Source organism: Halopseudomonas litoralis (assembly GCF_900105005.1).
GTDB lineage: Bacteria > Pseudomonadota > Gammaproteobacteria > Pseudomonadales > Pseudomonadaceae > Halopseudomonas > Halopseudomonas litoralis.
The window spans coordinates 604,382-630,280 of sequence record NZ_LT629748.1; the positions used below are offsets into that span (position 1 = coordinate 604,382).

General features: G+C 58.6%; 22 protein-coding genes and 1 tRNA gene. 18 read left to right on the forward strand and 5 right to left on the reverse strand.

Features of this window, described 5'->3' with window-relative positions; all coding sequences use genetic code 11:
• Nucleotides 1-80 precede the first annotated feature (80 nt).
• Nucleotides 81-542, forward strand: a complete 462-nt coding sequence (locus BLU11_RS03055; protein WP_090271994.1) for a ferritin-like domain-containing protein — start codon at nucleotides 81-83, stop codon at nucleotides 540-542.
• A gap of 15 nt (nucleotides 543-557) precedes the next feature.
• Nucleotides 558-1,595, forward strand: a complete 1,038-nt coding sequence (locus BLU11_RS03060; protein WP_090276192.1) for a DNA topoisomerase IB — start codon at nucleotides 558-560, stop codon at nucleotides 1,593-1,595.
• On the opposite strand, the gene BLU11_RS03065 is transcribed toward BLU11_RS03060, so the two are convergent.
• The gene (locus tag BLU11_RS03065) at nucleotides 1,587-2,225 is read right to left on the reverse strand and encodes a Yip1 family protein (RefSeq protein ID WP_157718525.1); all 639 of its coding nucleotides are present in this window, start codon (nucleotides 2,223-2,225) and stop codon (nucleotides 1,587-1,589) included. The genes BLU11_RS03060 and BLU11_RS03065 overlap by 9 nt on opposite strands.
• Nucleotides 2,226-2,375: 150 nt before the next feature.
• On the opposite strand from BLU11_RS03065, the gene nadA reads away from it, so the two are divergent.
• Nucleotides 2,376-3,410 (forward strand): quinolinate synthase NadA, encoded by a 1,035-nt coding sequence (nadA, locus tag BLU11_RS03070; protein WP_090271996.1) that lies wholly within the window; start codon nucleotides 2,376-2,378, stop codon nucleotides 3,408-3,410.
• On the opposite strand, the gene BLU11_RS03075 is transcribed toward nadA, so the two are convergent.
• Nucleotides 3,411-4,862 (reverse strand): M48 family metalloprotease, encoded by a 1,452-nt coding sequence (locus BLU11_RS03075; RefSeq protein ID WP_090271997.1) that lies wholly within the window; start codon nucleotides 4,860-4,862, stop codon nucleotides 3,411-3,413. It lies immediately after the preceding gene.
• A gap of 134 nt (nucleotides 4,863-4,996) precedes the next feature.
• On the opposite strand from BLU11_RS03075, the gene BLU11_RS03080 reads away from it, so the two are divergent.
• The 3 genes from BLU11_RS03080 to BLU11_RS03090 all read left to right on the forward strand — a co-directional run bounded on the left by BLU11_RS03080 (nucleotide 4,997) and on the right by BLU11_RS03090 (nucleotide 9,005).
• Nucleotides 4,997-5,263 carry a sulfurtransferase TusA family protein gene (locus BLU11_RS03080; protein WP_090271998.1) on the forward strand — a complete coding sequence of 89 codons (267 nt, stop codon included), beginning with the start codon at nucleotides 4,997-4,999 and terminating at the stop codon, nucleotides 5,261-5,263.
• A 129-nt stretch (nucleotides 5,264-5,392) separates the two neighbouring features.
• A complete protein-coding gene (locus BLU11_RS03085; protein ID WP_090271999.1) occupies nucleotides 5,393-5,680 on the forward strand; it encodes a hypothetical protein in 288 nt (95 codons plus the stop codon).
• 49 nt (nucleotides 5,681-5,729) lie between these two features.
• Nucleotides 5,730-9,005 (forward strand): phospholipase D-like domain-containing protein, encoded by a 3,276-nt coding sequence (locus tag BLU11_RS03090; RefSeq protein ID WP_090272000.1) that lies wholly within the window; start codon nucleotides 5,730-5,732, stop codon nucleotides 9,003-9,005.
• On the opposite strand, the gene BLU11_RS03095 is transcribed toward BLU11_RS03090, so the two are convergent.
• A protein-coding gene (locus tag BLU11_RS03095) for an IS3 family transposase (RefSeq protein ID WP_090272001.1) occupies nucleotides 8,998-10,160 on the reverse strand; the annotation gives its coding sequence in 2 pieces (ribosomal slippage) (nucleotides 8,998-9,905 and nucleotides 9,905-10,160; 1,164 coding nt in all). The two genes, BLU11_RS03090 and BLU11_RS03095, sit on opposite strands and share 8 nt — an antisense overlap.
• 78 nt (nucleotides 10,161-10,238) lie before the next feature.
• Between BLU11_RS03095 and BLU11_RS19385 the strand changes: the two genes are divergently transcribed.
• Nucleotides 10,239-11,363, forward strand: coding sequence for a T6SS immunity protein Tli4 family protein (locus tag BLU11_RS19385; protein ID WP_172828661.1), 1,125 nt, complete (start codon nucleotides 10,239-10,241; stop codon nucleotides 11,361-11,363).
• A gap of 85 nt (nucleotides 11,364-11,448) precedes the next feature.
• On the opposite strand, the gene BLU11_RS03105 is transcribed toward BLU11_RS19385, so the two are convergent.
• Together BLU11_RS03105 and BLU11_RS03110 are read right to left on the reverse strand one after the other, a co-directional pair.
• The gene (locus BLU11_RS03105; protein WP_090272002.1) at nucleotides 11,449-11,916 is read right to left on the reverse strand and encodes a peroxiredoxin; all 468 of its coding nucleotides are present in this window, start codon (nucleotides 11,914-11,916) and stop codon (nucleotides 11,449-11,451) included.
• Nucleotides 11,917-11,935: 19 nt separating this feature from the next.
• A complete protein-coding gene (locus tag BLU11_RS03110; RefSeq protein WP_090272003.1) occupies nucleotides 11,936-12,493 on the reverse strand; it encodes a glycine cleavage system protein R in 558 nt (185 codons plus the stop codon).
• Between the two features lie 203 nt (nucleotides 12,494-12,696).
• On the opposite strand from BLU11_RS03110, the gene dapA reads away from it, so the two are divergent.
• The 11 genes from dapA (at nucleotide 12,697) to BLU11_RS03165 (ending at nucleotide 25,834) form a co-directional block, all read left to right on the forward strand.
• The gene (gene dapA, locus BLU11_RS03115) at nucleotides 12,697-13,572 is read left to right on the forward strand and encodes a 4-hydroxy-tetrahydrodipicolinate synthase (RefSeq protein ID WP_090272004.1); all 876 of its coding nucleotides are present in this window, start codon (nucleotides 12,697-12,699) and stop codon (nucleotides 13,570-13,572) included.
• 32 nt (nucleotides 13,573-13,604) lie between these two features.
• Nucleotides 13,605-14,714 (forward strand): outer membrane protein assembly factor BamC, encoded by a 1,110-nt coding sequence (bamC, locus tag BLU11_RS03120; RefSeq protein WP_157718527.1) that lies wholly within the window; start codon nucleotides 13,605-13,607, stop codon nucleotides 14,712-14,714.
• Between the two features lies 1 nt (nucleotide 14,715).
• The gene (locus BLU11_RS03125; protein ID WP_090272006.1) at nucleotides 14,716-15,519 is read left to right on the forward strand and encodes an MBL fold metallo-hydrolase; all 804 of its coding nucleotides are present in this window, start codon (nucleotides 14,716-14,718) and stop codon (nucleotides 15,517-15,519) included.
• A 37-nt stretch (nucleotides 15,520-15,556) separates the two neighbouring features.
• Nucleotides 15,557-16,270: a phosphoribosylaminoimidazolesuccinocarboxamide synthase gene (purC, locus tag BLU11_RS03130; protein WP_090272007.1), complete on the forward strand. Its 714-nt coding sequence runs from the start codon at nucleotides 15,557-15,559 to the stop codon at nucleotides 16,268-16,270.
• Between the two features lie 44 nt (nucleotides 16,271-16,314).
• Nucleotides 16,315-16,404 (forward strand) — tRNA-Ser (locus BLU11_RS03135).
• A gap of 125 nt (nucleotides 16,405-16,529) precedes the next feature.
• Complete coding sequence (locus BLU11_RS03140; protein ID WP_090276197.1) at nucleotides 16,530-17,480, forward strand: adenosine deaminase; 951 nt, start codon at nucleotides 16,530-16,532, stop codon at nucleotides 17,478-17,480.
• Between the two features lie 86 nt (nucleotides 17,481-17,566).
• The gene (locus tag BLU11_RS03145; protein WP_090272008.1) at nucleotides 17,567-20,041 is read left to right on the forward strand and encodes a mechanosensitive ion channel family protein; all 2,475 of its coding nucleotides are present in this window, start codon (nucleotides 17,567-17,569) and stop codon (nucleotides 20,039-20,041) included.
• Between the two features lie 236 nt (nucleotides 20,042-20,277).
• Entirely contained in the window at nucleotides 20,278-22,836 is a 2,559-nt protein-coding gene (gene nirB / locus BLU11_RS03150; protein WP_090272009.1) for a nitrite reductase large subunit NirB, read from the forward strand.
• Entirely contained in the window at nucleotides 22,836-23,240 is a 405-nt protein-coding gene (nirD, locus tag BLU11_RS03155; RefSeq protein ID WP_090272010.1) for a nitrite reductase small subunit NirD, read from the forward strand. Before nirB ends, nirD begins: the two co-directional genes overlap by 1 nt.
• 22 nt (nucleotides 23,241-23,262) lie before the next feature.
• Complete coding sequence (locus BLU11_RS03160; protein ID WP_090272011.1) at nucleotides 23,263-24,093, forward strand: formate/nitrite transporter family protein; 831 nt, start codon at nucleotides 23,263-23,265, stop codon at nucleotides 24,091-24,093.
• Nucleotides 24,086-25,834 carry a bifunctional protein-serine/threonine kinase/phosphatase gene (locus BLU11_RS03165; protein WP_090272012.1) on the forward strand — a complete coding sequence of 583 codons (1,749 nt, stop codon included), beginning with the start codon at nucleotides 24,086-24,088 and terminating at the stop codon, nucleotides 25,832-25,834. The genes BLU11_RS03160 and BLU11_RS03165 overlap by 8 nt, the downstream gene beginning before the upstream one ends.
• Nucleotides 25,835-25,899 lie beyond the last annotated feature (65 nt).

Below are 25,899 nucleotides of genomic sequence, written 5' to 3' on the forward strand. Positions count from 1 at the left end.
AGAAATTAAGTTGAACCCGCAGCTTGCCGTTACGGTCACTTGTTGTACCACTCACAAAGTGTATTAGCAGGAGCTACTTCATGAACGCCATAGATTCGAAAGAAGTGATTTCCACCCTGAACGATCTGATTGAAACCAGTAAAGACGGCGAAGAAGGTTTTCGCACCTGTGCCGAAGACATCAAACGCCCGGAGCTGAAGAACCTGTTCAGTGAGCGCGCCGCAGAGTGCGCCAAAGCGGCGCAGGAGCTGCAGGCGATTGTAATTCGTCTGGGTGGTGACCCTGAGGATAGCACCAGCGTCAGCGGCGACCTGCACCGTCGCTGGGTCGATCTGAAATCAGCTATCACCGGCAAGGATGACGAGGCGATCCTCAATGAGTGCGAACGGGGTGAAGACGTTGCCAAGAAAAGTTATCACAAGGCTCTGGAAAAAGCCTTGCCGGAGGACATCCGTCAGGTGGTACAGCGTCAGTACGATGGCGTGTTGCGCAACCACGATCAGGTGAAGATGCTACGTGATGCTGAACGCGCCCGCAGCTGAACGATGTAGAATATGATGCCGGCGGCTGCGGAGTCCCCAGACTGGTGTCCGCCGGCACTGCATTATGTCACCGACAGCGCGCCGGGTTTCAGCCGAAAGATGTTGAGCGGCGCCGCTGTCTATTTTGATGAAGACGGTCTGCGCATCCGCGACAAGGCCATTATTCAACGTATCAATACATTGGCAATTCCGCCCGCCTATCGGGACGTGTGGATCTGTCGTGATCCTCTTGGCCATCTCCAGGCCACCGGGCGAGATGCCCGCGGCCGCAAGCAGTATCGTTATCATCCATTGTGGCGGGAAGTACGTGATGCAGCCAAGTACGAGCGGCTGCTCGCCTTCGGTGATGCCCTGTCCGGTCTGCGTCGAGAGTTGGATAAACGCCTTCGGGTTCGTCAGCTGAATCGTGAAAAAGTAGTGGCTGCGGTCATCATGCTGCTTGATGAAACCTGTGTGCGTGTCGGTAATCAGGAATATGCCCGCCAGAACAAATCCTATGGCTTGACCACGCTGCGCAACCGACACCTGAGTCTGCGTGGCGACAACATCCGTTTCCGTTTCCGCGGCAAGAGTGGGGTGGAGCATCAGGTAAAGTTGCGTCATCCACGGTTGGCACGCGTACTGCGCCGCTGTCGGGAATTGCCTGGGCAACATCTATTCCAGTATCTGGATAGCGACGGCCAGGCTTGCTCGGTCAGTTCCTCGGATATCAATGACTGTCTGCACGAGATTGCCGGCGCCGAATTCACTGCCAAGGATTATCGAACCTGGGCTGGCAGCACCCTGGCGTTAGCCAGCTTGCGTGAACTCACGGCGCAGGGGCGCTCACCGAGTAAACAGGCGGTGGCCGAGGTGGTGAAGCTGGTTGCCGCCGAGCTGGGTAATACCCCGGCAGTGTGCCGTAAATGTTACATCCATCCCGCGATCCTGGATGTTTATCTCAGAGGTGAGCTGGACAAGGTGAGCTGGAGTGCTGGTCGAGCCAGGCGGCGCTGGCTCAAACCGGAGGAGGTGGACCTTATCGTATTTCTGCAGACCTGTACGTCAGGGTAAGGTCTGCTCGATGCGCTCTTCTTCGATCCCCTGATAATCCCCGGGTGGGGCGAGCGCCCGCCAGCTTTCCAGATAGAACAGGCCGACCACCAGCATGGTGAGCAGGCCCACGGCCAGAATGCAGGTCGCATGAAAGTATGCCTTGGTCTTGCTCAGCCGCATGAAGATCGGCAACCCGAGGTACAAATGCAGCGCTGAATAGCCGGCAACTATCGGAATGACCAGCAAGATGAGCCAGCGCTCGGGAAGCAGAGCGGCCAGCGCCCCGAGCATGAATGGCATCGACAGGAAGGTGGCAAATGCCATGCCGCGCAGGGCCGAAGGTCGTACTGGGGTACGAAACAGCACCCAGCGAACCATCCAGCCCATGATGACGATGTTGGTCACATAGGCCAGCCAGACCGCAACTGCCAGCATGGCGGCGCTGCGTTGGCTGAGAAATTTCTGCTGTTCCGAGCCGAAGAGCGACCATCCGGCCACCGACGCACCATAGTAGATGCACAGCGCAGGAATCAGTGAGCCGAGCAACAACAGCGGAATGAAGTTGCACGGGCTGCGTTCGATGTCATCGTGGATGCGATTCCAGGTGGCGCTGGGCGAATAGAAAAGACCGGGTACGTGTCTGAACATGGGATTCCTGCCTTGTTGTGTGTGCCTGTCCCCTTGTAATTCTTGACTCGCTTCGTTGCGGGGAGTTCCAGCCGCGTTCGCGCTGTGCATCGGTAGATCAGGGCGACCGTGGTATGATGTCGCCCGTTCCATTCCCGGAGGGGTTGTTAGATGTCTCAGATTTCCGAAAGGTTGCTGGTGCAGGCCCATCTGGCCGCAAAGCAGCCGGCGCCGTTGAGCGATGTTGAGAAAGCCGATTACAAGGTGCGCATCGCGGCGGCATTGAAGGCCCATAATGCGGTGTTGGTAGCGCATTACTACACCGATCCGCTGTTGCAGGAGCTGGCGGAGGAGACCGGTGGCTGTGTTTCCGACTCACTGGAAATGGCGCGTTTCGGCAAGAATCATCCAGCCAGCACGCTGGTGGTGGCAGGCGTGCGTTTCATGGGCGAAACCGCCAAGATCCTGAGCCCGGAGAAACGGGTACTGATGCCCACGCTGGATGCTACCTGCTCTCTGGATATCGGCTGTCCGATCGATGAGTTTTCGGCCTTCTGCGATCAGCATCCCGATCGCACTGTGGTGGTCTACGCCAATACGTCCGCCGCCGTGAAGGCGCGTGCTGATTGGGTTGTTACCTCCAGCTGCGCCTTGCCGATTGTCGAGAGCCTGATGGACAAGGGCGAGAAGATCCTGTGGGCACCGGATAAACATCTGGGCGGTTATATCCAGAGCCAGACCGGCGCTGACATGCTGTTGTGGGACGGGGCTTGCATCGTGCATGAGGAATTCAAGGCCCAGGCATTGCTGGATCTCAAAGCAGTCTATCCCGAGGCGGCGATCCTGGTGCACCCGGAATCCCCAGCGTCGGTCGTCGAACTGGCCGATGTGGTGGGCTCAACCAGTCAGCTGATCAATGCCACTCGCGAGTTGCCCAATCCGACGTTCATCGTAGCTACCGACAAGGGCATCTTCTACAAGATGCAGCAGGCGGCGCCGGATCGCCGGCTGATCGATGCGCCTACGGCTGGCGACGGCGCTACCTGCCGCAGCTGCGCCAACTGCCCATGGATGGCGATGAATACACTGCCGCGCCTGTTGCAAAGCCTGGAGCAGGGCAGCAATGAGATTCTGGTACCGGAGGAGTTGATTCCGGCCGCAGTACGCCCACTGGAACGGATGCTCGACTTTACCCGCAATCTCTGATCAGAAGCTCTTGATGATCTCCCGTCGACGCGCGACCTCTTCCTGGCGCGCGTTGATGCGGGAGCTGACCACGAAATTGTCGGCGAGCTTCAATGCCTGCTCCAGCTGCTGGTCCGCCTGATCCAGGTCGCCAGCCAGCATGAAGTATTCCGCACGGGCTTGATGCACACCCAGAATATTCTTTGCCAGGCCGCGAATTTCCGATACCAGATACCATACGTCCGGATCTTCGGGGCGCAGCCGTGCAAGGCGATCTGTTACCCGCTCGGCGGCGGAATAGTCGCGCTTGCGCAATAACACGTCGGCCTTGGCATTCAACAATGGATAGTTGTCGGGTTGGGCCTGCAGCAGCCGATCGAGGCGTGCCAGGGCGCCATCCAGTTGGTTGCGACTGTTGTCCAGCTCTACTCTGGCCAATTGTACTGCAATGTTATTCGGGTGCTCGGCCAGCAAAGGCTCCAGTTCTTCCTCCGCAGCTTCATATTGTCCACCACGAATCAGCGCCAAAGCCAGGCCGTAGCGTGCGGCAGAGTGCTCGCCCTCATGTTGATCCAGCAGCGCACGAAACCGCTGCGCTGCCCGGCCGGGGCTGTCCTCGTAGAATAACTGTACGCGGGCGCGCATCATCTGGTAGTACAGGCTGTCCAGTCGGCCATCGTTGCTGAGCTGTCCTGCGCGGTTGCGTGAGTCGGCGATCCGTGACTGGCTGACCGGGTGCGTGAGCAAGAACTCCGGCGGAGTGCGGCTGAAGCGACTCAGCTTGGCGAGGCGCTCGAACATGTTCGGCATGGCGTGGGGGTCGAAGCCGGCCTGCTTCAGATTGAGCAGGCCGATGCGGTCGGCTTCCTGCTCATTCTGCCGGGAAAAGCGCCGCTGCTCCTGAATCGCCGCTGCCTGAGTCGAGGCCAGTGCGGCGAAACCAGCATCGCCACCGCCACTGGCAGCGAGGATGATGCTGGCGAGCATTGCGGTCATGAGCGGAATACGGGTCTGTTGTTGATGTTGCAGGCCACGGGCAAAGTGTCGCTGGGACAAGTGCGCCAGCTCATGCGCCATGACCGAGGCGAACTCCGCTTCAATATGGGCATGCAGAAACAGTCCGCCGTTGACCCCTATGATGCCCCCGGGGGCAGCGAAGGCATTGAGTTGCGGGCTGTTGATGGCAACGAAGGTCAATCGTCGATCATCCAGCTGGCTGGTTTCCACCAGACCGAACACATGCGACTCAATGTAATCCTTCAGCAGTGGGTCTTCCAGAGTGCGCACCGAACCACGCAGCATGGACAGCCAGGCGCGACCGAGCTGGTATTCCTGCTCGCGCGACATGATCGACGAGCTGGTATCGCCCAGCGAAGGCAGATTGAATTCAGCGGAGGCGGGCACGGCGATAACGGCCATCAGCGAGAACAGCAGGGCTCTGATGGGTGTTTTGGCCGCTTTGATACATTGCATGGACGCACTCTGAAATGGTGACGAAATATGGTTAGACACTAACCCATTTCTGCCCGGATTGTCTGCCGTCGATCAAGCGGCGGTATACTTGCCGCCCCGTGATAAAACGGAAACAGATGGTCGGGAGTGTACGCATGGTTGATGAAAAAAATGAACTGCAGGCTGATCAGTCGGTAGATGCTCGGGGGCTCTCCTGCCCGCTGCCGCTGCTACGCGCCAAGGTGGCGCTGAACGGTATGGCCTCTGGGCAGGTGCTCTATTTATGCGCCACCGACGCCGGCTCGCAGCGTGATATAGCGCGATTTGCCGAGCTGGCGGGACATTCGTTGCTGCGTGCCGACGAGCAGGATGGGGAGTTTCATTATTGGTTGCGCAAGGCTGGGGCGAGAGAAGAGGGGTAATTTCGAGAAGGGTTTTAGTCGAATTATTCATTTCTGCCAACTGCATCACACCTCTTTTTCCCCGAGTCGGCCCGCCTGTACGGGTTCTGATATAACGGCACCTTTGTTCGTCAGACGAAGGAACACAGGATGTTCGCCCCGGCCAATACCGCGTATTTCACGCTCGACATTCCCCGCCTCGACCACGACTTCAAGGTGCTGTTCTTTCAAGGCACCGAAGCCATCAGCCAGCCCTATTGCTTCGAGCTGGATCTGGCTGTGCTACCCAGGCAAGCGTGTGAAATTGAGCATGCATATCGAACAGGACAATTGGCATGCAGAAAGCATAGCCATGGCTGCCCTCGATTACAGCGACAGCGCCAGTCCAGCGCAATGCAGCTCGCTATTATTTGCGCAGCGAAGCAAAGAGAACAGTAAATCCACGGCGGACCTCTATACCCATCTGCAATCAAAGGGTTGATTGACCATGACTGAGACCACCGCATACAACGGCGTCCGTGCCAAGCAAATCAACCAGATCAACCAGCGGGATGGCGCCGCCCATGCCAAGCAAATCAACCAGATCAACCAGCGGGATGGCGCCGCCCATGCCGCTTATTCGGCTCCGGACTACTTTATCCGCGACGACTCGGTATTTGCCGCCAAGCGAACGGGTAATCAGGTGCAATTCTTCACCACGGGTGAGGACTACTTCAAAGATCTGGCCGGTGCGCTAGGCAAAGCCGAACGCTGCATCTTCATCACCGGTTGGCAGGTAAACTACGACGTATTGTTGGATGGCCAGCGTACGCTCTGGCAATGTCTGCATCAGGCGCTGACCAGCAAGCCGCAATTGCGGGTCTATGTTATGCCGTGGCTGAGCCCCGGCAGCAGCGTAGGTACCTATGATATCGAAACCATATTGGCTATATTTCAGCTGAACGCGGGGTTGGGCGCAGAGCCGCGCGCATTTTGCACGCCAGCAATTCAGCAGAGTGATATGAAAGGGCTCGGCGCGACCTTTTCACATCATCAGAAAAGCGTGGTGATCGATAACACCTTGGGTTACGTCGGCGGCATTGATCTGGCTTACGGACGTCGAGATGACAACAATTTCAGTCTGAACAGCGCGAGCAGACTGGGTAATGATGCCTACAATCCGGGCCTGCCCAAGCTCGGCTGGATGGCGCTGGACGAGCATGTCAGCCGTACCGGTCTTATCATGGCGGCGCTGTTCGATCTGTCCAAACCCGCACTGGGTGGGCCCGTTCCGATGCCCTCCAAGGCCCAGGTCGGCAACAGCATCAATCATGCTCTGGATTTCTTCCGGGGGCCTCCGATGCCCATCGTGCAGACCATCCAGCACGGTATGGAGAGGGTTGGCGGTACGCTGGAGCGGGGGCGCAGAAGCGTTGCGGAGCTCAAGTACCAGTTCCTGGAGCGGTCCATACGCGCCACTGCTGAGCTGATACAGTTATTGGTCGATGACTTGTCGGAAAGCCCTGAGTTGAAGGAGCGACTGCAGCAATGGTTAGCCGAGCTGCAAAGCACTCCCGGTAATCTGACCGGGGCACTGCGTATCAAGAGCATTCATCTGATCAACCTGTGGATGTCGGAGACAGATATCGGACAGGTATTCAGGCTGCTTTCTGACGCGTCATTGGATACGTTACCGGCTGATCTGATACCCAAGGTCAATGAACTGGGTAGCTCAGTGCTCTGGCATCTGTACGGCCTTCTGCAGGAGCAGACGAGTGACAACCAGGCGCCTTATCCCTATCTGCTTGAGCATGCTCAGCCGTTATCCTCCCCGGATAACGGCTGCCTGGCGAAGGATCAGCCACGGATGCCCTGGCAGGACGTGCACTGCAGTATGCTCGGTCCATCGGTATATGACCTGTCGCGAAATTTCATTGATCGATGGAACGGTCAGCAAGCCTATCTGGCCAATACACCGGCACCACAACATGCCGTGATAGTTAAAAAAGCTCTTGAAACGGTCATGACCTGGCTCAACTTGCTGATCCGCAAAGCTCGTCTGCATCACTTTCTGAGTACCGATACCTTTATCCGTCTTGATCTGAAACAGCCCAGCCCGGTATGGATTGCAGGCCCGCAACTGCTTCCCCGTTATCCGGAGCCCATGCCCGGTGGTGTCAGTGTGCAGGTACTGCGTAGCGCTGGGGAAAGGATGCTCGCTCAGGAGCAGGCTGGTCGCCGTCAGGCGGCGGTCAATCTGCCGGCGCTTCCTGGGTTCGACAGCCGCGGGATACAGGCCAACTGCAAAAGCGCCATGCTGCAGGCGATCTCCAGCGCGCAGCAGTTCATCTATATCGAGAATCAGTTCTTTCAGACTGAGTTCGGTGTGGAGGGCGAGCTGAACCCCTTGCTGCCGCTCTCAGGTCCGATGGCGAGCTTGCGTGATCCGAGCACCCTTCGTCAGGATCTGGTTCTCCGGGTGGGCCTGCGTGAAGCTTTGGATGCCCGGGATATCTGGCGCCTGGATTGGGTAGAAATAGACGCCATATCACGCAACGCTGACCAGGAAAGCAGCGACTTTCTCGACCAGTTGTTCGGCATGTGGGGGCTCAACGCGCAAGGCTGGCTCAGTCATCGTTTGGGCGAACCGCAGCAGGGCGTGATCAACGATATCGGTAAAGCGTTGGCTGAACGTATTGGTCGCGCTATCGACGAACATCGGCCATTTCATGTCTATATGATCTTGCCCGTCCATCCGGAAGGCCCACTCAACGTACCCAACATCATGCATCAGGTTCACCTGACCATGCAGAGCCTGGCGTTCGGTGAGCAAAGCCTGATCAAGCGAATTCAACGACGTATGGCTGTCCGCGCGCTATTGGACCGTGGCTTCAGCCGTGACGAGGCAGAGCGGGTTATAGAGCGGCGGGGCTCTGACAACCGTCCGGTCTACGAGCTACAGGACTGGAGCTGTTATCTGACCCTGCTTAACCTGCGCACATGGGATGAACTGGACGGCCGGGTAGTAACCGAACAGATCTATGTTCACAGTAAACTGCTGATCGCTGATGATCGTGTGGCCATCCTCGGCAGCGCCAACATCAACGATCGCAGCCTGCTCGGCCCTCGGGACTCTGAACTGGCGGTGATCGTACGTGACAGCACGCCGGTCACGGTGAAGCTGGACGGCAAGAACCCCCAACAGGTCAGCAAGGCAGTGCATGAGCTGCGGGTGGCTTTGTGGAAAAAGCACTTCGGGTTGAGTTTGACGAAGGCGTCCAAAGTACAGCCAGCCACTGAGCTAGAGGCTTGTTTGATCCAACCAGCGGCGGAGAGTAGTTGGCGGGCGATTCAGGAGCGTGCGGAGGATAACTCGAAGCTATATGAAGAAATATTTGGTTTTATTCCACGTAATATCAGCCAGGTTCAGCCGCGTAAGACGCCAGACATTTCAGGATATTCTGATGGCTTCCCTGCTCCAATATGGCCGACATGGGCATACAGAGATCTGAAGGATCTTGGGGCGGGCGGGGATCTGGCGGAGGCTATGCCCTACGAAGAGTCGTTCTGGCGAGGCGATATCTATCTGCCGCCCGGAGCCTATGCCGCGCCTAAAGGTGTACAAGGATTTATTTGCCAGTTACCGACTCAATGGACTCGCGGTGAGAATAATGATTCTGGTATCAACCTGACTATCTTGGCGCAACTGATCAGACAACAAAACAATCGTTTTGCGGCCAATAAAACAGTGGCCACTCCGGGGCAAAGTGTAGTGGTCAACTGATTCCGGACACAGTTTTAAGTTTTTCTTCGGCCACCGCCGGAGCGAGCCCGCCATTGAAGGCGTGGGGACGCTTCTGGTTGTAGTACCCCATCAGGTAGTTGCTGATATCCTTCCGGGCAGCTGCCAGGCTGTGATACCCCATCGGCGGTATCCATTCCGTTTTCAGACTGCGGAACAGCCGCTCCATAGGAGCATTATCCCAGCAGTTGCCTCGACGACTCATGCTTTGCACCATACGGAAGCGCCACAGCCTCTGCCGGAACTTGCGACTTGCATACTGTGATCCTTGGTCAGAATGGAACATCACCCCATGAGGGCGCCCACGCTGCTCCCACGCATGCTCCAAGGCCTGTACCACCAAGTCCGCATCAGCGGTGTCAGACATGGCCCAGCCGACGACGCGACGGGCATACAGGTCCAGTACCACCGCCAGATAACTCCAGCGCTGCCCGGTCCAGATATAGGTGATATCACCGCACCAGACCTGATCTGGTTGCGCCACATCGAACTCCCGGTCCAAACGGTTGGGGATATCTAGCCGCTCCACGGTGGCCTGCTTGTACTTATGGGGGCCTGGTTGCTTACAAATCAGGCCAAGCTCTCCCATCAAACGGCGCACCTTGAAGCGGCCGATGCCGACGCCTTGATCGTTCAGCATGTCCTTGATGGTGCGGCTACCTGCCGAGCTGCGGCTTTTGTTGAACAGCTCGTTAATCTGGGCCCTCAGGGCTACACGCTCAGCATCCACACGCTGTATCCTCTGGCGGTGTTCGTAGTAACAGGAACGGTTGATATCAAAGGCTGCGCACACCATGTCAACGGGGGCCTGCTCTCTCAACTGGTCAATCAGCGTGTACGTTTCCAGTCGTCCGACATCAAGAGAGCGGTAGCCTTTTTTAGGATGGTCTTCTCCATCTCCAGCCGCCGGCACCGCTCTTCCAACTCCTGAATGCGCTGCTGCTCTGGTGTCATGGCTTTGCCTTTAGGGGTGACACCCTGCCGCTCCTCAGTGAGCTGTTTAACCCACTTGCGCAGGACGCTTTCAACCACGCCCAGCGATGTGCTGGCTTGGGTAATGCTGTAGCCTTGGTCCAGCACCAGGCTGGCTGCTTCCTGTTTGAATTCAGGGGTAAAAGTACGTCGCTTTCTTGTCATCGAACACCTCTCAATGGCGAGTATTGTCGCCTAGTTGGTGTCCGGTTTCATTAGACCACTACAAAGGGACTCAGCCACATGATCAGGCTTATTTTTACAGTTATCGTTTGCCTGCCCCTCGGTTTTGCGCTGGCGGACACACCCCGACAGGAATGTCTCGGCCGCCTGACCTTTGATGTGCCGGAAGAAATGGAGTGGGCCACCTTTCATGCTGATTACATCCATCGAGTTTCGGACGGCGGTGGACATGGCTTTGGTTTGAAGGTCGGCGCGAAAGGCGACCTTGCGTCCTATGATTTCAAGGGCCTGATTATTTACGTCAGTGATATTGTCGAGCGCTCGGAATTTGAAGCTGCTGTTGGCTATGAGAAAGGCACTGGCATGCGGTATCAAAAACACCTATTAAATGATTTAGAAACGCATAAGCGCTTGTTGAAGCAGTTTGAAACCGGTGATTACCCGAAAGCGCTGGTGACTGACCGTCTGGAAAAAATAGCGGCTGTTGAAAAAGATATTCCGCTGGCCATCCCTAGAGAACACGACCTCGGTATCCCCGACGCCTACTTCCTTGGTGGTAAATATCCGGGCTTCGGTTACCTGTACCGCAACCAGAGGGTCTACTACTTCGCCATGCGCCAGGGAGCTGTTGATGGAACGGGTGCCGAAGCGTTCAAGGATCTGCTGGCGCGCTTTCATCCGCGTGAACTATATGAAGTACCTGAAGGCACGGGTATCTGCTTTCCCTATGGTTTTATTGCCGATGATGGCAAGACCGCCTATTCGATCAAGAACAGCCTGCGTTTTACCAGTACGCCCAATGTGATATTTACCCTGGTGACCGCCTCAGTTGGGGATCCCAGGAACACCCAGCCCACCCTGGGCACTTATGACACCGACTACCGCCCCGGCTACGATGGCACCAAATGGAAGCTGACCCGTTTTATCGAACCCAGTTATATCGGTGACCGGCTGGCCGGCCTGGAAGGCTGGCGCCTTGATCCCAAGCCGGAGTCTGGTGAACGGGAACGGGCCTGGTTTGCCTTGGCACATACCGGCGGGTTACTCAATCCGCTGATTGCGGTGCAGGTATTTACCTTCCAGAAAGGACTGGACAACCTCACCGACTTCACCCCGCCGCCGGAGGATGTCCTGCCGCGCTGGAAGGCATTGAGCGAAAGCATTCGGGTGACGTTGGACAAGTGATACGTATGTAAGCGTGGGGTTTTCAGACGGGATGCCGTTGAGAAACCTGAACAAGGCAGCCGTGAAGGCTGCCCGGGATACAGCATTACGCCAGTTCGCGCGCCGCTTGGAGCACTTCGGCGACGTGGCCCGGCACCTTCACCTTGCGCCATTCGCGGCGCAATACACCTTTACGGTCGATGAGGAAGGTGCTGCGCTCGATTCCTTCGTATTCCTTGCCATAGAGTTTCTTCTTGCGGATCACATCGAACAGTCGGCACAGACTTTCGTCAGAATCACTGATCAGCTCGAAGGGAAAGCTCTGTTTGGTGCGGAAGTTCTCATGGGTGCGCAGACTGTCGCGGGAGACGCCAAGTACCAGGGTATCGGCCGCCAGAAACTGCTCATGCATATCCCGAAAATCCTGGCCTTGGGTAGTGCAGCCGGGGGTGTGGTCCTTGGGGTAGAAATAGAGCACGAGCTTCTTGCCAGTCAACTCCGAGAGAGTGATGGTCTTGCCACTGGTGGCCTGCGCCGTGAAATCGGGCAGGGTGGAATCCGGTTTGATGCTCATTGACAGCCTCGTTATCGAATCAGTGAAGGGGGCGCCAGGGTTCCATTACGGCGTCCAGATTGAGTTCATCGCAGAAGTCGAGGAACTGCTCGCGCAGCCAACTGAGTTGGGTCTTGACCGGGATGGCAATGGTCAGCGTCAGGTTCAACATTGCGGTGCCGGTGTGTTGGGCTATATAGGTGAAGCTGAACATCTCCTCGATGTCGATCTCCAGGTGCTGGAAAAAGGAGCACAGCTCGGCAACCAGTTCGGGCCGCTGGGCAGCTGTGACGAAGACATTGTAGGGCAGCGCCGAAGGACGCTCTTCCAGCGCATTGCTGCGATACAGTGATAGTGTCAAGTGCTCGCGCTTGGCCAGTGCCGGCAACAGCGTTTCCAGTCGAGCCAGGGCATCCCAGTTGCCGCTCACCTGTAAAAGAAGGGCAGTGCAGGTTCCGTGGCGGCTCATACGGCTGCTGACAATCAGGCAACGCTGCTCCATGCACAGGCGCGTCAACATGCTGGCCATTGCAGTGGTTTGTTGCCCCATGGCATTGATCACCAGAAATTGCTCCTGGGGGCTGGGCACTGTGGACATAGTATTCCTCGAAGACTGAATTGCCGGGCCGGTAGCCCAGACGAGAGCATACCGACAAGCTGTCTATTGTCCCCGTCTGTCGCCGGGGGTTCAACCATCAGTTTTACTACTGTTTATAGGCTTAACGCAGCCGCCGTCCCTTGTGCTGGAACCATGGCGAAAGTACCATTGCTGATCAATCTATTTCTTGTGGAGCCCCTTGCATGATTTCAGGCAGCCTTGTGGCGCTGGTAACCCCCATGGATTCGCGTGGCAGCCTGGATTGGCAAGCGCTTGAGCGTATCATCGACTTCCATCTGGCGCAGGGCACCGATGGTATCGTCGCGGTCGGCACGTCGGGCGAATCCGCCACGCTGGATATGGACGAACACAAGGAGGTCATCCGCCGTGTGGTCGATCAGGTCGCGGGGCGCATCCCGGTCATTGCCGGGACGGGAGCCAACTCTACCAGTGAAGCGGTCGAGCTGACCGAAGCCGCGCGCAGCGTGGGTGCTGATGCCTGCCTGCTGGTCACGCCGTACTACAACAAGCCCACCCAGGAAGGGCTTTACCAGCACTTCAAATTCATTGCCGAAGCTGTGGCCATTCCGCAGATTCTGTACAACGTGCCGGGGCGCACCGCCTGTGACATGCTGCCCGATACCGTAGTGCGGCTGGCCGACATCCCCAATATCATCGGTATAAAGGAGGCCACAGGCGACCTGCAGCGTGCCCGTGAAGTGATCGAGCGGGTTGGAGAGCGTATGGCGGTCTACTCTGGGGACGATGCTACCGCAGTGGAACTGATTCTCCTCGGTGGCAAAGGCAATATCTCTGTTACCGCCAACGTCGCGCCCAAAGCCATGCACGATCTATGTGCTGCTGCTTTACGCGGCGATACCGATACCGCCCGTCGCCTGCATGATCAACTGATGCCGCTGCATCAGAAGCTGTTCGTCGAATCCAACCCGATTCCGGTGAAATGGGCGCTGCACGAGATGGGGCTGATCGAAGATGGCTTGCGTCTGCCGTTGACCCGTCTCAGTGCAGGATGCCAACCGGTAGTACGCGAGGCCATGCAGCAGTGCGGCCTGCTGTGACCCTGAGGATCCATACAATCAAGGAATTCCAAATGAAGCCTGTGCTCAATGCACTGACCCTGGTAGCGATCAGCGCTGTCCTGAGCGGCTGTGGTTATCTGTTCGGTGAAGATGGTTATTTCCGTGACCGCGGTTCGGATTATCAGTCCGCCGTCATCGAGCCGCGAATGACAGTCCCTGCTGAGTTGAACAGCAAGCCCATAGGTGATCTGCTGCCGGTTCCCGGTCAGCTTGGCGTCGCCAACGAAGGCAAATTTCAGTTACCGCGCCCGCAAGCTCTGAATGTCGGTGCGGATTTCAGCGAATTTTCCATGCAGCAGAACGGTGGTGACCGTTGGCTGCTGGCGCAACGCCCACCGGCCAGCCTGTGGCCTCAGGTGCGACAGTTTCTGACTGAATATCAGGTTCCTGTAGCTGGCGAATCCGCCACTCTGGGAGAAATGGAAACCGCTTGGCTGGCCTTTGACGAAGATGCTGATAACGCCTTGATGCGCCGTTTGCTGCCCGCGGTTGGGCCCAACCGTCGCACCGATGGTCAGGAACAGCGTTTCCGTATTCGGGTAGAGCCGGGCGTGCAGTCGGGCAGCAGCGAAATCAGGGTGCTGCACATGCAGCGTAGCCGGGGCAGCGACCGGACCGAGTGGCCTGCTGCTTCGGATAATAGCAACCTTGAGCGCGCTGTACTGGCCGAACTGGAAACCTATCTGAGCCAAACCGGCGAGTTGGATTCGGCTGCATTGTCGACCGTGGGTGATGCTCCGGCAGCGCGGCGCAGTACCCTGGGTCAGGACGGTGCCGGCAATCCGGTGCTGAATATCCCCAGCGACTTCAATCGTGCCTGGGCAGCGGTCGGCCAGGCGTTGGCCAAGGCGGACATCCAGGTTGCCGATATCAACCGCAGCGCCGGTGTGTACTACGTCAACCCTGAGCAGAGCGCTGTCGAGGACGACAAACCCGGCTTCTTCGGTCGTTTGTTCGGTCGTGACAAGGCGCCTGAGCAGGAAGGCGCGCAGCGTACCCAGGTGCGTTTGACACCGGTGAGTAACCGCGTCCAGGTCACCGTGGAAGACAGTATCGACACCAGCACCGACTCCAGCCAGGCCAGGGAACTGCTCCGCCGGATTCATGACAATTTGAACTGAAATGCGTTATTGCTCGCTCGGGAGTGGCAGTCGAGGCAACGCCACTCTGATTGAACATGGCCGGACCCGGCTGTTGGTGGACTGTGGCTTCAGTTTGCGCGCCACCGAACAGCGGCTGGCTGCAGCTGGGCTGAGCCCTCGGCAGCTGACGGCCATACTGGTTACTCACGAGCATTCGGACCATATCAAGGGCGTCGAGCGCCTGGCCAGGCGTTATAGCTTGCCGGTATACATGACGGCCGGCACCTACCTTGGCATGGGGGAGACGGAGCTGCCGGTCGAGCTGATCCGCTTCGGACAGGATCTGGTCATCGGTGACCTCCGAGTCACGCCGGTTCCGGTACCCCATGATGCGCGGGAACCCTGCCAGTTCATCTTTGACAGCGGCAATCACCGGTTGGGTGTGCTTACCGACACCGGCATGATCACACCGTTGATCACGGAAATGTACAGCGGCCTGGATGCGCTTTTTCTGGAAGCCAACTATGATCCGATGATGTTGGCCAACGGCCCCTATCCGCCGTTTCTGCGGGCCAGGGTAGGGGGCAGCCTCGGCCATCTGAGCAATCAGCAGGCAGCGGGACTGCTCGAATCGATCGACATGAGCGCGCTGAAACACGTTGCGATCGCCCACATCAGTGAAAAGAACAACCGGCCGGAGCTGGCCCTTGGCGAGCTGTCCAGAGTATTGGATGGCTGGCAGGGCGAGTTGCGGCTGGCAGTACAGAATCAGGGCCTGCCTTGGCAGAACATAGGGTCTGTTGACGTTTCACGACCTGTGTTGCTGGAAGAAGAGGCCCTATGAACCATCACCATCATTTCGCGCGCATCAGGAGCCGATAATGGAAAAACGCACTGAACTCTATCGCGGCAAGGCCAAATCGGTTTACACCACCGACGACCCGGACCGCCTGATTCTCCTGTTCCGCAACGATACCTCAGCCTTCGACGGCAAGAAGATCGAACAGCTGGAACGCAAGGGCATGGTCAATAACCGCTTCAATGCCTTTATCATGCAGAAACTGCAGGACGCCGGTATACCGACCCAGTTCGACCAACTGCTGTCTGACACCGAATGCCTGGTCAAGAAACTCGACATGATTCCGGTTGAGTGTGTTGTGCGCAACTACGCTGCCGGTAGCCTGGTCAAGCGCCTGGGCATCGAAGAAGGCCAGGAACTGGCTCCGCCGACCTTTGAGCTGTTCCTCAAGGACGACGCCAGGGGCGATCCCTTCATCAATGAATCGCACGTTGTTACCTTCGGCTGGGCGACAGCCGAGCAGCTGGTGCGTATGCGCGAACTGACCCTGCAGGTCAACGACGTCCTCAGGCAGGCGTTCGATGACGCCGGCCTGTTGCTGGTGGACTTCAAGCTGGAATTCGGTGTGTTCAAGGGCGAAATCGTCCTCGGCGACGAATTCAGCCCCGACGGCTGCCGCCTGTGGGACAAGGAAACCCGTAAGAAGATGGACAAGGATCGCTTTCGTCAGGGCCTCGGTGGCGTGATCGAAGCCTACGAAGAAGTCGCTCAAAGACTGGGTGTTCCGCTGTCTTAACGCTTTATCGGTCGGGGTGAAACTGCTATCATGCGCGCCGACTTGGAGAGTTGCCGGAGTGGTCGAACGGGACGGATTCGAAATCCGTTGAACAGGCAACTGTTCCCAGGGTTCGAATCCCTGACTCTCCGCCAAATGACGGGGCAATCAATGACTTCCAGTTTTTGATTGCTATCCAACAAAACGCCCCACAACCGGAAAATGGTGTGGGGTTTTTTTGTTTCTGCTGGTCGGGTGGCGTCTCGGCGCGGAGGTAACAGTGGACGAAAAATGGTTGGCAGCTTTACCCAAGGCAGAGCTGCATATGCATCTCGAAGGCTCCCTCGAGCCAGAACTGCTCTTTGATCTTGCCGGGCGCAACGGTATCAAACTGCCATGGGCGGATGTAGATGCCCTGCGCCGGGCTTATACCTTTGGCAATCTCCAGGAATTCCTCGATCTTTATTATCAGGGCGCGAATGTTCTGCGCACGGAGCAAGATTTCTACGATCTTACCTGGGCCTACCTCCAGCGCTGCCAGGCGCAGGGAGTGGTGCATGTCGAGCCGTTTTACGACCCTCAGACGCACACTGAGCGAGGCATTCCATTCGAGGTGGCTCTCGGGGGAATAACCACAGCCCTGCGTGATGGTAAAGAGCAGCTGGGTATCGGGGGCGGGCTGATTCTCAGCTTTCTGCGGCACATGAGCGAGGACGACGCCTTCGAGACGCTCGCCCAGGCTTTGCCATATCGGGATGCTTTCTTTGCCGTCGGGCTCGATAGTTCAGAGCTCGGACATCCGCCCAGCAAGTTCGAACGGGTCTTTGCCAAGGCCCGCGCCGAAGGGCTCCTGGCGGTCGCTCATGCGGGCGAAGAGGGTCCGCCGGACTACATATGGCAGGCGCTGGATCTGCTCAAGGTCAACCGCATTGATCACGGTGTACGCGCAGCGGAAGATCCTGAGCTCATTGAACGATTGATAGACGAGCAGATCCCGCTGACCGTGTGCCCTTTGTCCAACATCAAGCTGCGTGTGTTTGATGATATGCGAGACCACAATATTCTGACTCTGTTGGAGCAGGGCGTGAACGTCACGGTGAACTCTGACGATCCGGCTTACTTCGGCGGCTACGTGAATGAAAACTTCATGGCTTTGCATGAGAGCCTGGGAATGACAGAAGATCAGGCCAGGCGGTTGGCTCAGAACAGCCTGGACGCGCGGTTGGCATAAAGCTGAACCCAAACGGCATTAATGGCTCGAATAGTAAACCGCTGGCCTGCTTGCCGGACCGACAGTGTTTATTATGGACGGACATTATGCTGAGACCGAAACTGCCTGGGTTTGTTGTGTTTTTGCTGGCTCTGCTGTTCGTGCCGGTTGCTGCGGTGTCGGCACAAACGGCTGACCAAACAGAGTTGGATCCGGCACAAGCGCGGCAGGTGCTCGATACGCTGCAGGATGACGAGCGGCGGGATGAGGTGGTGCGGGCGCTGGAGGTCATTGCCAGCGAGGCACCGGTCGACGATGAGGCACCTGCCGCGGAAGCGGAAACGCCATTAAGTACCATTGTGCCGCTGGAAGCCGATGGTCTGGTTGCCCGCACGTTGGCCCAGATCGGCGGTTGGGCTGATGGTTTGCGCGCACAACTGAAGCGGATTGCCCAGGCGCTGGGGGACTTACCTCATTGGTTCCAGACCACCTTCCTGAATGAGGTGGGCCATATGTTGGCGTTGCAGACGCTGATCGATCTGGGCATCGTCTTTGGTGTCGGCTTGTGTCTGGAATGGTTGCTGCGCCGGGTGTTGCGCAGATCGGTGCGCAGCCTGCTGGCCAGCGCCAACCAGGCAGAGTTGCGGGTGCCTGTACCGGCCCCTGTCCCGCTCATTCCGGACATCACCGACCCCGTTGTTCTCGCCGCATTGCGCCCGCTCGACAGCAATACCGCGCTGGTCCAGGCCCAGCGCGATGGTGTGGAATATGTGGAAGCGGTGCGGGTCGGTGCCCATGATTCCGGCGCAGATTCCACGCTGGAGCCTGCCGAGCGGCCCGTTCCAGCCGCTTCAATGTTGACTGCCGCACCACCTGTTGAATCTGAACTCAAGGCGTTGCGCCGATTGCCCTTTGCGCTGGCTGGCTTTGTGCTGGATCTTTTGCCATTGGGGTTGTTTTTCGGCATCGCGGCGCTGGTTCTGGAGCTCCTGCCCGGACTGGATGCGCGTACCCACCTGGTTACCCGTGAATTTATCTATGCCTATGTGATCACCCGTGTCGTCATGGCCGTCGTGCGCCTGTTACTGGCACCTGCCGACCCCTGTCTGCGTATCATCCAACTCGGTGATTTTGCCGCTGAGCAGATCCATCGCTGGACGCGGCGGCTAGTCATTCTCGCCACCTTTGGCGTTGCCATAGGTAATGCGCTCGGCATCCTCGGTACCGGCCCTGAAGCCCAGTTGGTGATTGTCAAAACGACCTCCCTGCTGGTCCATCTGACACTGATCTTCCTTGTGTTCCGCTTCCGTGAGTCCGTGGCAGTGTGGATTGCCGGTGCACCTGAGCGGGACGGTGCGATATATACGTTGCGGCGCTGGCTGGCCGGTATCTGGCCGCTGTTGATGGCGGTGCTGATCATGGGCGGTTGGGTCGTCTGGGCGTTGCGCATCGAAGATGGCTTTACCAAACTGCTCGAATTCATTGGCATGTCCGCAGCCATCATTGTGCTGGGCCGTCTGGCTGCGGTACTGGTTCTCGGTGCGTTGGGCCGCCTGGCTGGTATCAGTGAGGACGTGCCGGATGAGCCGAGCCCAGACGACAACACGCTGCGTAGCCAACTGGCCGAACAGTATTATCCGCTGCTGCGCTGGCTGGTCTCGCTGGTGATCACCGCAGCGACCCTGGTGGCTCTGCTGCAGGCCTGGGGATTGAATGCGCTGCAATGGTTCGCCCCCGGCACCATTGGCAGCAGCCTGGCCTCCGCCTTTGTCACCATTTTCATTGCCGTGGCAATTGCCCTGGTGATCTGGCAAGCGACCAACTCTTCCATTCAGAAGCGCATTACTCGCTGGCGCGAGCAGGGTGATCTATTACGTGCTGCGCGACTTAATACGCTCCTGCCCATGCTCCGTGCCGGCCTGCTTATACTGATCGCGCTGATCGTCGGCCTGACGACGCTGAACCAGATCGGCGTCAATACCACACCCTTGATCGCCGGTGCGAGCATCATCGGTGTAGCCATTGGTTTCGGCTCGCAGAAGCTGGTGCAGGATTTCATTACCGGGATGTTCCTGCTGATGGAGAACGCCATGCAGGTTGGCGATTCGGTGACGGTAGCGGGCGTGGAGGGCACAGTAGAGAACCTGTCGATCCGCACCGTGCGACTGCGCGCGGGTAACGGCTCGCTGCATATCGTTCCGTTCAGCTCGGTGACCACTGTGAACAACGCCAATCGTGGCATCGGCAATGCTGCCGTGCGCATCAGTGTCAGCTATGATACCGATATCAACCAGGCCATCAGCGAGCTCAAGGCCATTGGCGCAGCACTGCGTAACGATCCGGTTTTCTCTCCACAGATTCTGGCGGATATGGAAATCTGGGGTGTGGATGCCGTGGATGGTTCCATGGTCACATTGGCCGGCCAGATGCGCTGTACCGACAAGGGCCGCTGGGGCGTTCAGCGGGAGATCAACCGACGTGTGCTCGAGCGCTTCCGCCAGTTGGGTATCGATATCGCCGACCCCCGTGAGCGCCCGCTGATGCCATCTTCTTCCGCGGCCAATTCGTCAGACGAAGGCTGATACTCCGTGCACCAAAGCAGGCCCTGCAAGCGCTGTATTGCGCTGACATGGTTCAGGCAGGGCCCAATTTCTCCGGTCTATTCGAGATCCTCCTATACGGTTTCCCCTCCCTCAATAAATCCCCCAGCCCCTACGCCACGCGGTATGTGAGGCGTATTTGTATGCGTTTTCGCTGACTGGCACGCCACTTGCTCTGGGTCTTGCAAAGGTAAGTTGCAGCGAAGAGGGGAAAACTTATGGGCGGGGATGTCACTTCAAACCGGCGGGAAATGCTGGTCATCAGCGGCAACGGCATGGTGGGCCATCACTGCGTCGAGCAACTGATCGCGCTGGATGCATTGTCTCGTTATGAAATCCATATATTCGGTGAAGAGCGTCAGCGGGCCTACGACCGGGTGCACTTGTCCGAGTACTTCGGCGGGCGTGATGCCGACTCGCTGGCCTTGGGGCAGCCGACTTTGTATCAACAACCGGGTGTACATCTGCATCTCGGCTCGCCTGTTCTGCAGATTGATCGCGACAATAAACAAGTAGTCACCGCCTGCGGCCGCACCAGCTACGATCAACTGATACTCGCTACCGGCTCCTTTCCCTTTGTGCCGCCGATTGCGGGTGCCGAGGGTACTTCCCGACTGGTCTATCGCACCCTGGATGATCTGGATGCCATTCGCACGGCCGCCGATGGCGCACGGCGGGGTGTGGTGGTCGGCGGAGGTTTGCTCGGGCTGGAGGCGGCCAATGCCTTGCGCTCTCTGGGGCTGGAGGCGCATGTGGTGGAGTTTGCACCACGGCTGATGCCGGTGCAGTTGGATGGCGAAGGGGGCGCTGCGCTGCGGGCCAGGATTGAGACGCTGGGCGTGACGGTGCATCTATCCCGTGCCACCAGCGAGGTCACTGGGGGCGAAGAGTATCGCTGGCGGATGAACTTCGCTGACGGTGAGTATCTGGAAACCGATCTGGTGGTGTTTTCCGCTGGTATTCGGCCGCAGGATGCGCTGGCACGCAGCGCAGGTCTGGATATGGCCGAGCGGGGCGGGGTAGTGGTGGACAATCACTGTCGCACCAGTGACCCTGCCATTTATGCGGTGGGGGAGTGCGCGAGCTGGAATGGTCAGGTATTCGGACTGGTCGCGCCGGGTTATCAGATGGCGCGATTGGTCGCCGCTCAGTTGAGTGATCAGGCAAGCGAGCCGTTCACCGGCGCTGACATGTCGACCAAGCTCAAGCTGCTCGGGGTCGATGTCGGCTCCATCGGCGATGCACAAGGCGCAACGCCAGGATCACGTAGTTACCGTTTTATCGACGAGGCCAGCGCCACCTATCGCCGGTTGGTGGTCTCTGCGGACGGGCAGTACGTGCTCGGTGCGGTGCTGATCGGCGATAACAGTTATTACGATACCTTGCTGCAGTATGCGCAGAACGGCATCAAGCTGCCGAAAGACCCGGCCAGCCTGATCCTGCCGCATTCCGCAGATAGTCCGGCGCTGGGCGTTGATGCGCTGCCGGCCTCCGCCACCATCTGCTCCTGCCATAACGTCAGCAAGGACGCGGTGTGCTGTCAGGTCGATGCCGGTGTGACCGAGCTGGGGGAATTGAAGGCTGTGACCAAGGCGGGTACCGGCTGCGGTGGTTGCAGTGCGTTGTTGAAGCAGGTGTTCGAGCATGAGCTGAGCGCTCGCGGTGTGGTGGTGGATCGCAGCCTGTGCGAGCATTTTGCCCATACCCGCCAAGAGCTCTACGGCATAATCCGTGTCGAGGGCATCACGCGCTTCGAGCAGGTGCTGGCCCGCCATGGCAAGGGCGATCTGGGGTGTGATATCTGCAAGCCGGCGGTGGGTTCGATCCTCGCTTCCTGCTGGAACGAGTCGATCATGGACCCGGCGCTGGTGCAGTTGCAGGAAACCAACGACACCTTCATGGCCAATATGCAGAAGAACGGCACCTATTCGGTGGTGCCGCGCATTGCCGGCGGCGAAATCACCCCGGACAAGTTGATCGTGCTGGGCGAGGTAGCGCGTAAGTACGATCTCTATACCAAGATCACCGGCGGCCAGCGTATCGATCTGTTCGGTGCCCAGTTGCATGACCTGCCGGATATCTGGGGCGAGCTGATTGCTGCCGGTTTCGAGACCGGGCATGCCTATGGCAAATCCCTGCGCACGGTCAAATCCTGCGTCGGCAGCACCTGGTGCCGTTATGGAGTGCAGGACAGCGTGGCCATGGCGCTGATGCTGGAGCACCGCTACAAGGGCCTGCGCGCGCCGCACAAGATCAAGTTCGGCGTGTCCGGCTGCACCCGCGAATGTGCCGAGGCGCAGAGCAAGGATATTGGTGTGATCGCTACCGATCGCGGCTGGAACCTCTACGTGGCGGGCAACGGCGGCATGCGTCCGCGCCACGCTGAACTCTTCGCCACCGATCTGGATGACCAGACCCTGGTGCGCTACATCGATCGCTTCCTGATGCTCTACATCCGCACCGCCGACCGGCTGCAGCGTACCTCGACCTGGCGCGAGAGCCTGGAGGGTGGGCTTGAGTACCTGCAGCAGGTGGTCATTGACGACAGCCTCGGGCTGGCCACCGAGCTGGAAGCACAGATGCAGTTGGTGGTGGACCGCTATGAATGCGAGTGGGCCAATACGCTCAATGATCCGGAGAAACTCAAGCGCTTCCGCACCTTCGTCAACGACCAGCGCGGCGACCCGGATATCCATTTCGTCAAGGAACGTGGCCAGCGCCGTCCGGCGCGCGCCAATGAGCTGAAACTGATCCCTGTTACCGAGGAGGCACTCTGATGACTCATGCACATGCACTTACCATCGACTCGAAACACCCGACAGCCAACTGGCATTCGCTGTGTCATCGGCAGGATCTTGTGCCCAACTCGGGCGTGGTCGCCTGGTTCGCTGGCGCGCAGATTGCCCTCTTCCATTTGCCCGAGGCGGAGGGTGGCGAGCGGGTGTACGCCCTGCATAACCGCGATCCGCAGTCGGCGGCCAACGTCATCGGCCGGGGCATGATCGGGCATATCCAGGGTGTCGCCGTGGTGGCGTCACCGCTCTACAAACAGCATTTTCGCCTGGAGGATGGGCTCTGTCTGGAGCAGCCGGAGTTGGCGTTGCAGGCCTGGCCGGTGCGGCTCAAAGGTGACCGGGTGGAGATTTTCTCGCCGGGCAATCAGAGCGCCATGAACATCTGACTCTTACAAAAGGAATACCACCATGTCCTATCTCGTCCCTGCCGAATTCGTCACCAAGATGGTCGATGCCGGCGAGTCCAAGCTGTTCATGTCCACCCGCGACACGCTGATCCGCGCCTTTATGGCGGGTGCCATCCTGGCGCTGGCGGCGGTGTTTGCGATTACCGTGACCATCCAGACCGGCTCGCCGCTGCTGGGCGCGGCCTTTTTCCCGGTCGGCTTTATCATGTTGTACCTGATGGGCTTTGATCTGCTGACGGGGGTGTTCATGCTGACCCCGCTGGCGCTGCTGGATCGCCGCCCGGGTGTTACCCCGGCGGGCATCCTGCGCCACTGGGGTTGGGTGTTTCTCGGCAACTTTGCCGGGGCGCTGGCCGTGGCGGTGATGATGGCCTTTGTCTTCACCTATGGCTTCTCCGTGGATGCCGGTGAAGTGGGCGCGAAGATCTCGCATATCGGTGAGAGTCGTACCCTGGGCTACGCCGAATACGGTGCCGCCGGCTGGGCGACCATCTTCCTGCGCGGCATGCTATGCAACTGGATGGTCTCGCTGGGTGTGGTCGGTGCGATGATTTCCACCACGGTCAGTGGCAAGGCCATCGCCATGTGGATGCCGGTGATGCTGTTCTTCTACATGGGCTTCGAGCATTCGGTGGTGAATATGTTTCTGTTCCCCTTCGGCATGATCATGGGCGGCGACTTCTCGGTGATGGATTACATGATCTGGAACGAGATCCCCACTGCACTGGGTAACCTGGTCGGTGGCCTGGCCTTCACCGGCCTGACCCTGTACACCACGCATATCCGGACCGCACCCAAGCGCACTCAACTGCGCCAGCCTGTTGATGCTTGATCGGACCCGGGCACAGCAGGGTCTGCAGATCGCCCTCGGTCAGGCTTCTGATCGGGGGCGCAAGGCGGTCAATCAGGACTTTCACGGCGCCTGCATCCCAGCGGAGCCGCAGGTGGGTTTGAAGGGGATCGCACTGGCGCTGGCCGATGGCATCAGCTCCAGTAGCGTCAGCCATATTGCCAGCCAGACTGCGGTGACCGGCTTTCTGGTGGACTACTACTCCACCCCGGATGCCTGGTCGGTACGCCAGTCGGCCCAGCGGGTGCTGGCCGCGACCAGTTCCTGGCTGTATTCCCAGACCCGCCAGAGCGAACACCGCTACGACAATGAGCGCGGCTATGTCTGTACCTTCAGTGCGCTGATCATCAAATCGGCCACGGCCTATCTGTTCCATGTCGGCGACTCGCGTATCTATCGCTTGCGCGGTGGCGAGCTGGAGCAACTGACCCGCGATCACCGTCTGCGGGTCGCCGCCGACACCAGTTATCTGGCCCGTGCGCTGGGCATCAGCCAGCATCTGGAGATTGATCACAAGACCCTGGCAGTGGAGCAGGGCGATATGTTCATGTTGGCGACCGATGGGCTGTATGAGTTCGTTGGTCCGGCCACACTGGCCAGGGTGATCGAGGCGCATGGGGATGACCTGGACAGCGCCGCCCGCTCCCTGCTCGACCACGCCCTGGCCCAGGGCAGTGCCGACAATCTCACGGTGCAACTCTTGCGTGTGGACGCGCTGCCGACGCGCACGGCACTGGAGTTCAGCCAGCACCTGACGGAGCTGCCGCCAGCACCGCTATTGGAAAGCCGTGCGCAGTTCGAAGGCTTCACCATCGAGCGGGAGCTGCATGCCAGCAGCCGCAGCCATGTCTATCTGGCCACGGACAATGCGTCCGCCGAGCGGGTGATCCTGAAGGTGCCCTCGATTGATCTGCGCGAGGACCAGGCGTATCTGGAGCGGCTGATGCTGGAAGAGTGGGTGGCACGGCGCATTCATGATCCCCACGTGCTCAAGGCCGCAGCCCAGACCCGTTCGCGGGGTTATCTGTATACCGTCAGCCAGTATCTTGAGGGACAGACACTGCGGCAATGGATGCTGGATCATCCGCGGCCTGACCTGCAGGCAGTGCGCAATATTATCGAGCAGATAGCCAGAGGACTCAGGGCGTTTCATCGGTTGGATATGCTGCACCAGGATCTGCGCCCGCAGAACATCATGATTGATCCTGTCGGCACGGTGACCATCATTGATTTCGGCTCGGTCAGCGTCGCCGGGCTGGATGAAATGCAGTCTGACAACACGGCGTTGATACTGGGCACGCGCCAGTACACAGCGCCGGAGTATTTTCTCGGTTATCCGGGGACTGCGCAGTCGGACCTGTTCTCGCTGGGGGTGATTGCCTATCAGCTGTTGAGCGGGCAGTTGCCCTACGGTACCGAGGTGGCTCAGGCAACCAGCCGCGCCGCGCAGCTGCGACTGAAATACCGCACCATCACCCGCTATCGCCAGGATCTGCCGCTGTGGCTGGATGAGGTGTTGAAGGGCGCTGTGCAGCCTGATCCGAATAAGCGTTACGCAGCGCTGTCCGAGTTTACCTTCGCGTTGTGCCAGCCGGATGTCAGGCTGTTGAGCAGGCAGTCGCCGCCCTTGCTGGAACGTAACCCGGTGGTCTTCTGGCAGGGGGTGTCGCTGGCATTGGTGGTGCTGTTGGTGCTGGTGCTGCTGTGGAGCGGGAGGGGGTAAGGCTTTCCGCCAGCAAGATGACAGTGATCTCCCTGCGCCATTTTTTCTTCGCCAAACCGTAACCT

Bases quoted from the DNA above. Each gene is read 5' to 3' on its own strand.
- BLU11_RS03055 (WP_090271994.1), top strand. From the start codon at position 81: ATGAACGCCATAGATTCGAAAGAAGTGATTTCCACCCTGAACGATCTG.
- BLU11_RS03060 (WP_090276192.1), top strand. From the start codon at position 558: ATGCCGGCGGCTGCGGAGTCCCCAGACTGGTGTCCGCCGGCACTGCAT.
- BLU11_RS03065 (WP_157718525.1), bottom strand. From the start codon at position 2,225: ATGTTCAGACACGTACCCGGTCTTTTCTATTCGCCCAGCGCCACCTGG.
- nadA (WP_090271996.1), top strand. From the start codon at position 2,376: ATGTCTCAGATTTCCGAAAGGTTGCTGGTGCAGGCCCATCTGGCCGCA.
- BLU11_RS03075 (WP_090271997.1), bottom strand. From the start codon at position 4,862: ATGCAATGTATCAAAGCGGCCAAAACACCCATCAGAGCCCTGCTGTTC.
- BLU11_RS03080 (WP_090271998.1), top strand. From the start codon at position 4,997: ATGGTTGATGAAAAAAATGAACTGCAGGCTGATCAGTCGGTAGATGCT.
- BLU11_RS03085 (WP_090271999.1), top strand. From the start codon at position 5,393: ATGTTCGCCCCGGCCAATACCGCGTATTTCACGCTCGACATTCCCCGC.
- BLU11_RS03090 (WP_090272000.1), top strand. From the start codon at position 5,730: ATGACTGAGACCACCGCATACAACGGCGTCCGTGCCAAGCAAATCAAC.
- BLU11_RS19385 (WP_172828661.1), top strand. From the start codon at position 10,239: ATGATCAGGCTTATTTTTACAGTTATCGTTTGCCTGCCCCTCGGTTTT.
- BLU11_RS03105 (WP_090272002.1), bottom strand. From the start codon at position 11,916: ATGAGCATCAAACCGGATTCCACCCTGCCCGATTTCACGGCGCAGGCC.
- BLU11_RS03110 (WP_090272003.1), bottom strand. From the start codon at position 12,493: ATGTCCACAGTGCCCAGCCCCCAGGAGCAATTTCTGGTGATCAATGCC.
- dapA (WP_090272004.1), top strand. From the start codon at position 12,697: ATGATTTCAGGCAGCCTTGTGGCGCTGGTAACCCCCATGGATTCGCGT.
- bamC (WP_157718527.1), top strand. From the start codon at position 13,605: ATGAAGCCTGTGCTCAATGCACTGACCCTGGTAGCGATCAGCGCTGTC.
- BLU11_RS03125 (WP_090272006.1), top strand. From the start codon at position 14,716: ATGCGTTATTGCTCGCTCGGGAGTGGCAGTCGAGGCAACGCCACTCTG.
- purC (WP_090272007.1), top strand. From the start codon at position 15,557: ATGGAAAAACGCACTGAACTCTATCGCGGCAAGGCCAAATCGGTTTAC.
- BLU11_RS03145 (WP_090272008.1), top strand. From the start codon at position 17,567: ATGCTGAGACCGAAACTGCCTGGGTTTGTTGTGTTTTTGCTGGCTCTG.
- nirB (WP_090272009.1), top strand. From the start codon at position 20,278: ATGGGCGGGGATGTCACTTCAAACCGGCGGGAAATGCTGGTCATCAGC.
- nirD (WP_090272010.1), top strand. From the start codon at position 22,836: ATGACTCATGCACATGCACTTACCATCGACTCGAAACACCCGACAGCC.
- BLU11_RS03160 (WP_090272011.1), top strand. From the start codon at position 23,263: ATGTCCTATCTCGTCCCTGCCGAATTCGTCACCAAGATGGTCGATGCC.
- BLU11_RS03165 (WP_090272012.1), top strand. From the start codon at position 24,086: ATGCTTGATCGGACCCGGGCACAGCAGGGTCTGCAGATCGCCCTCGGT.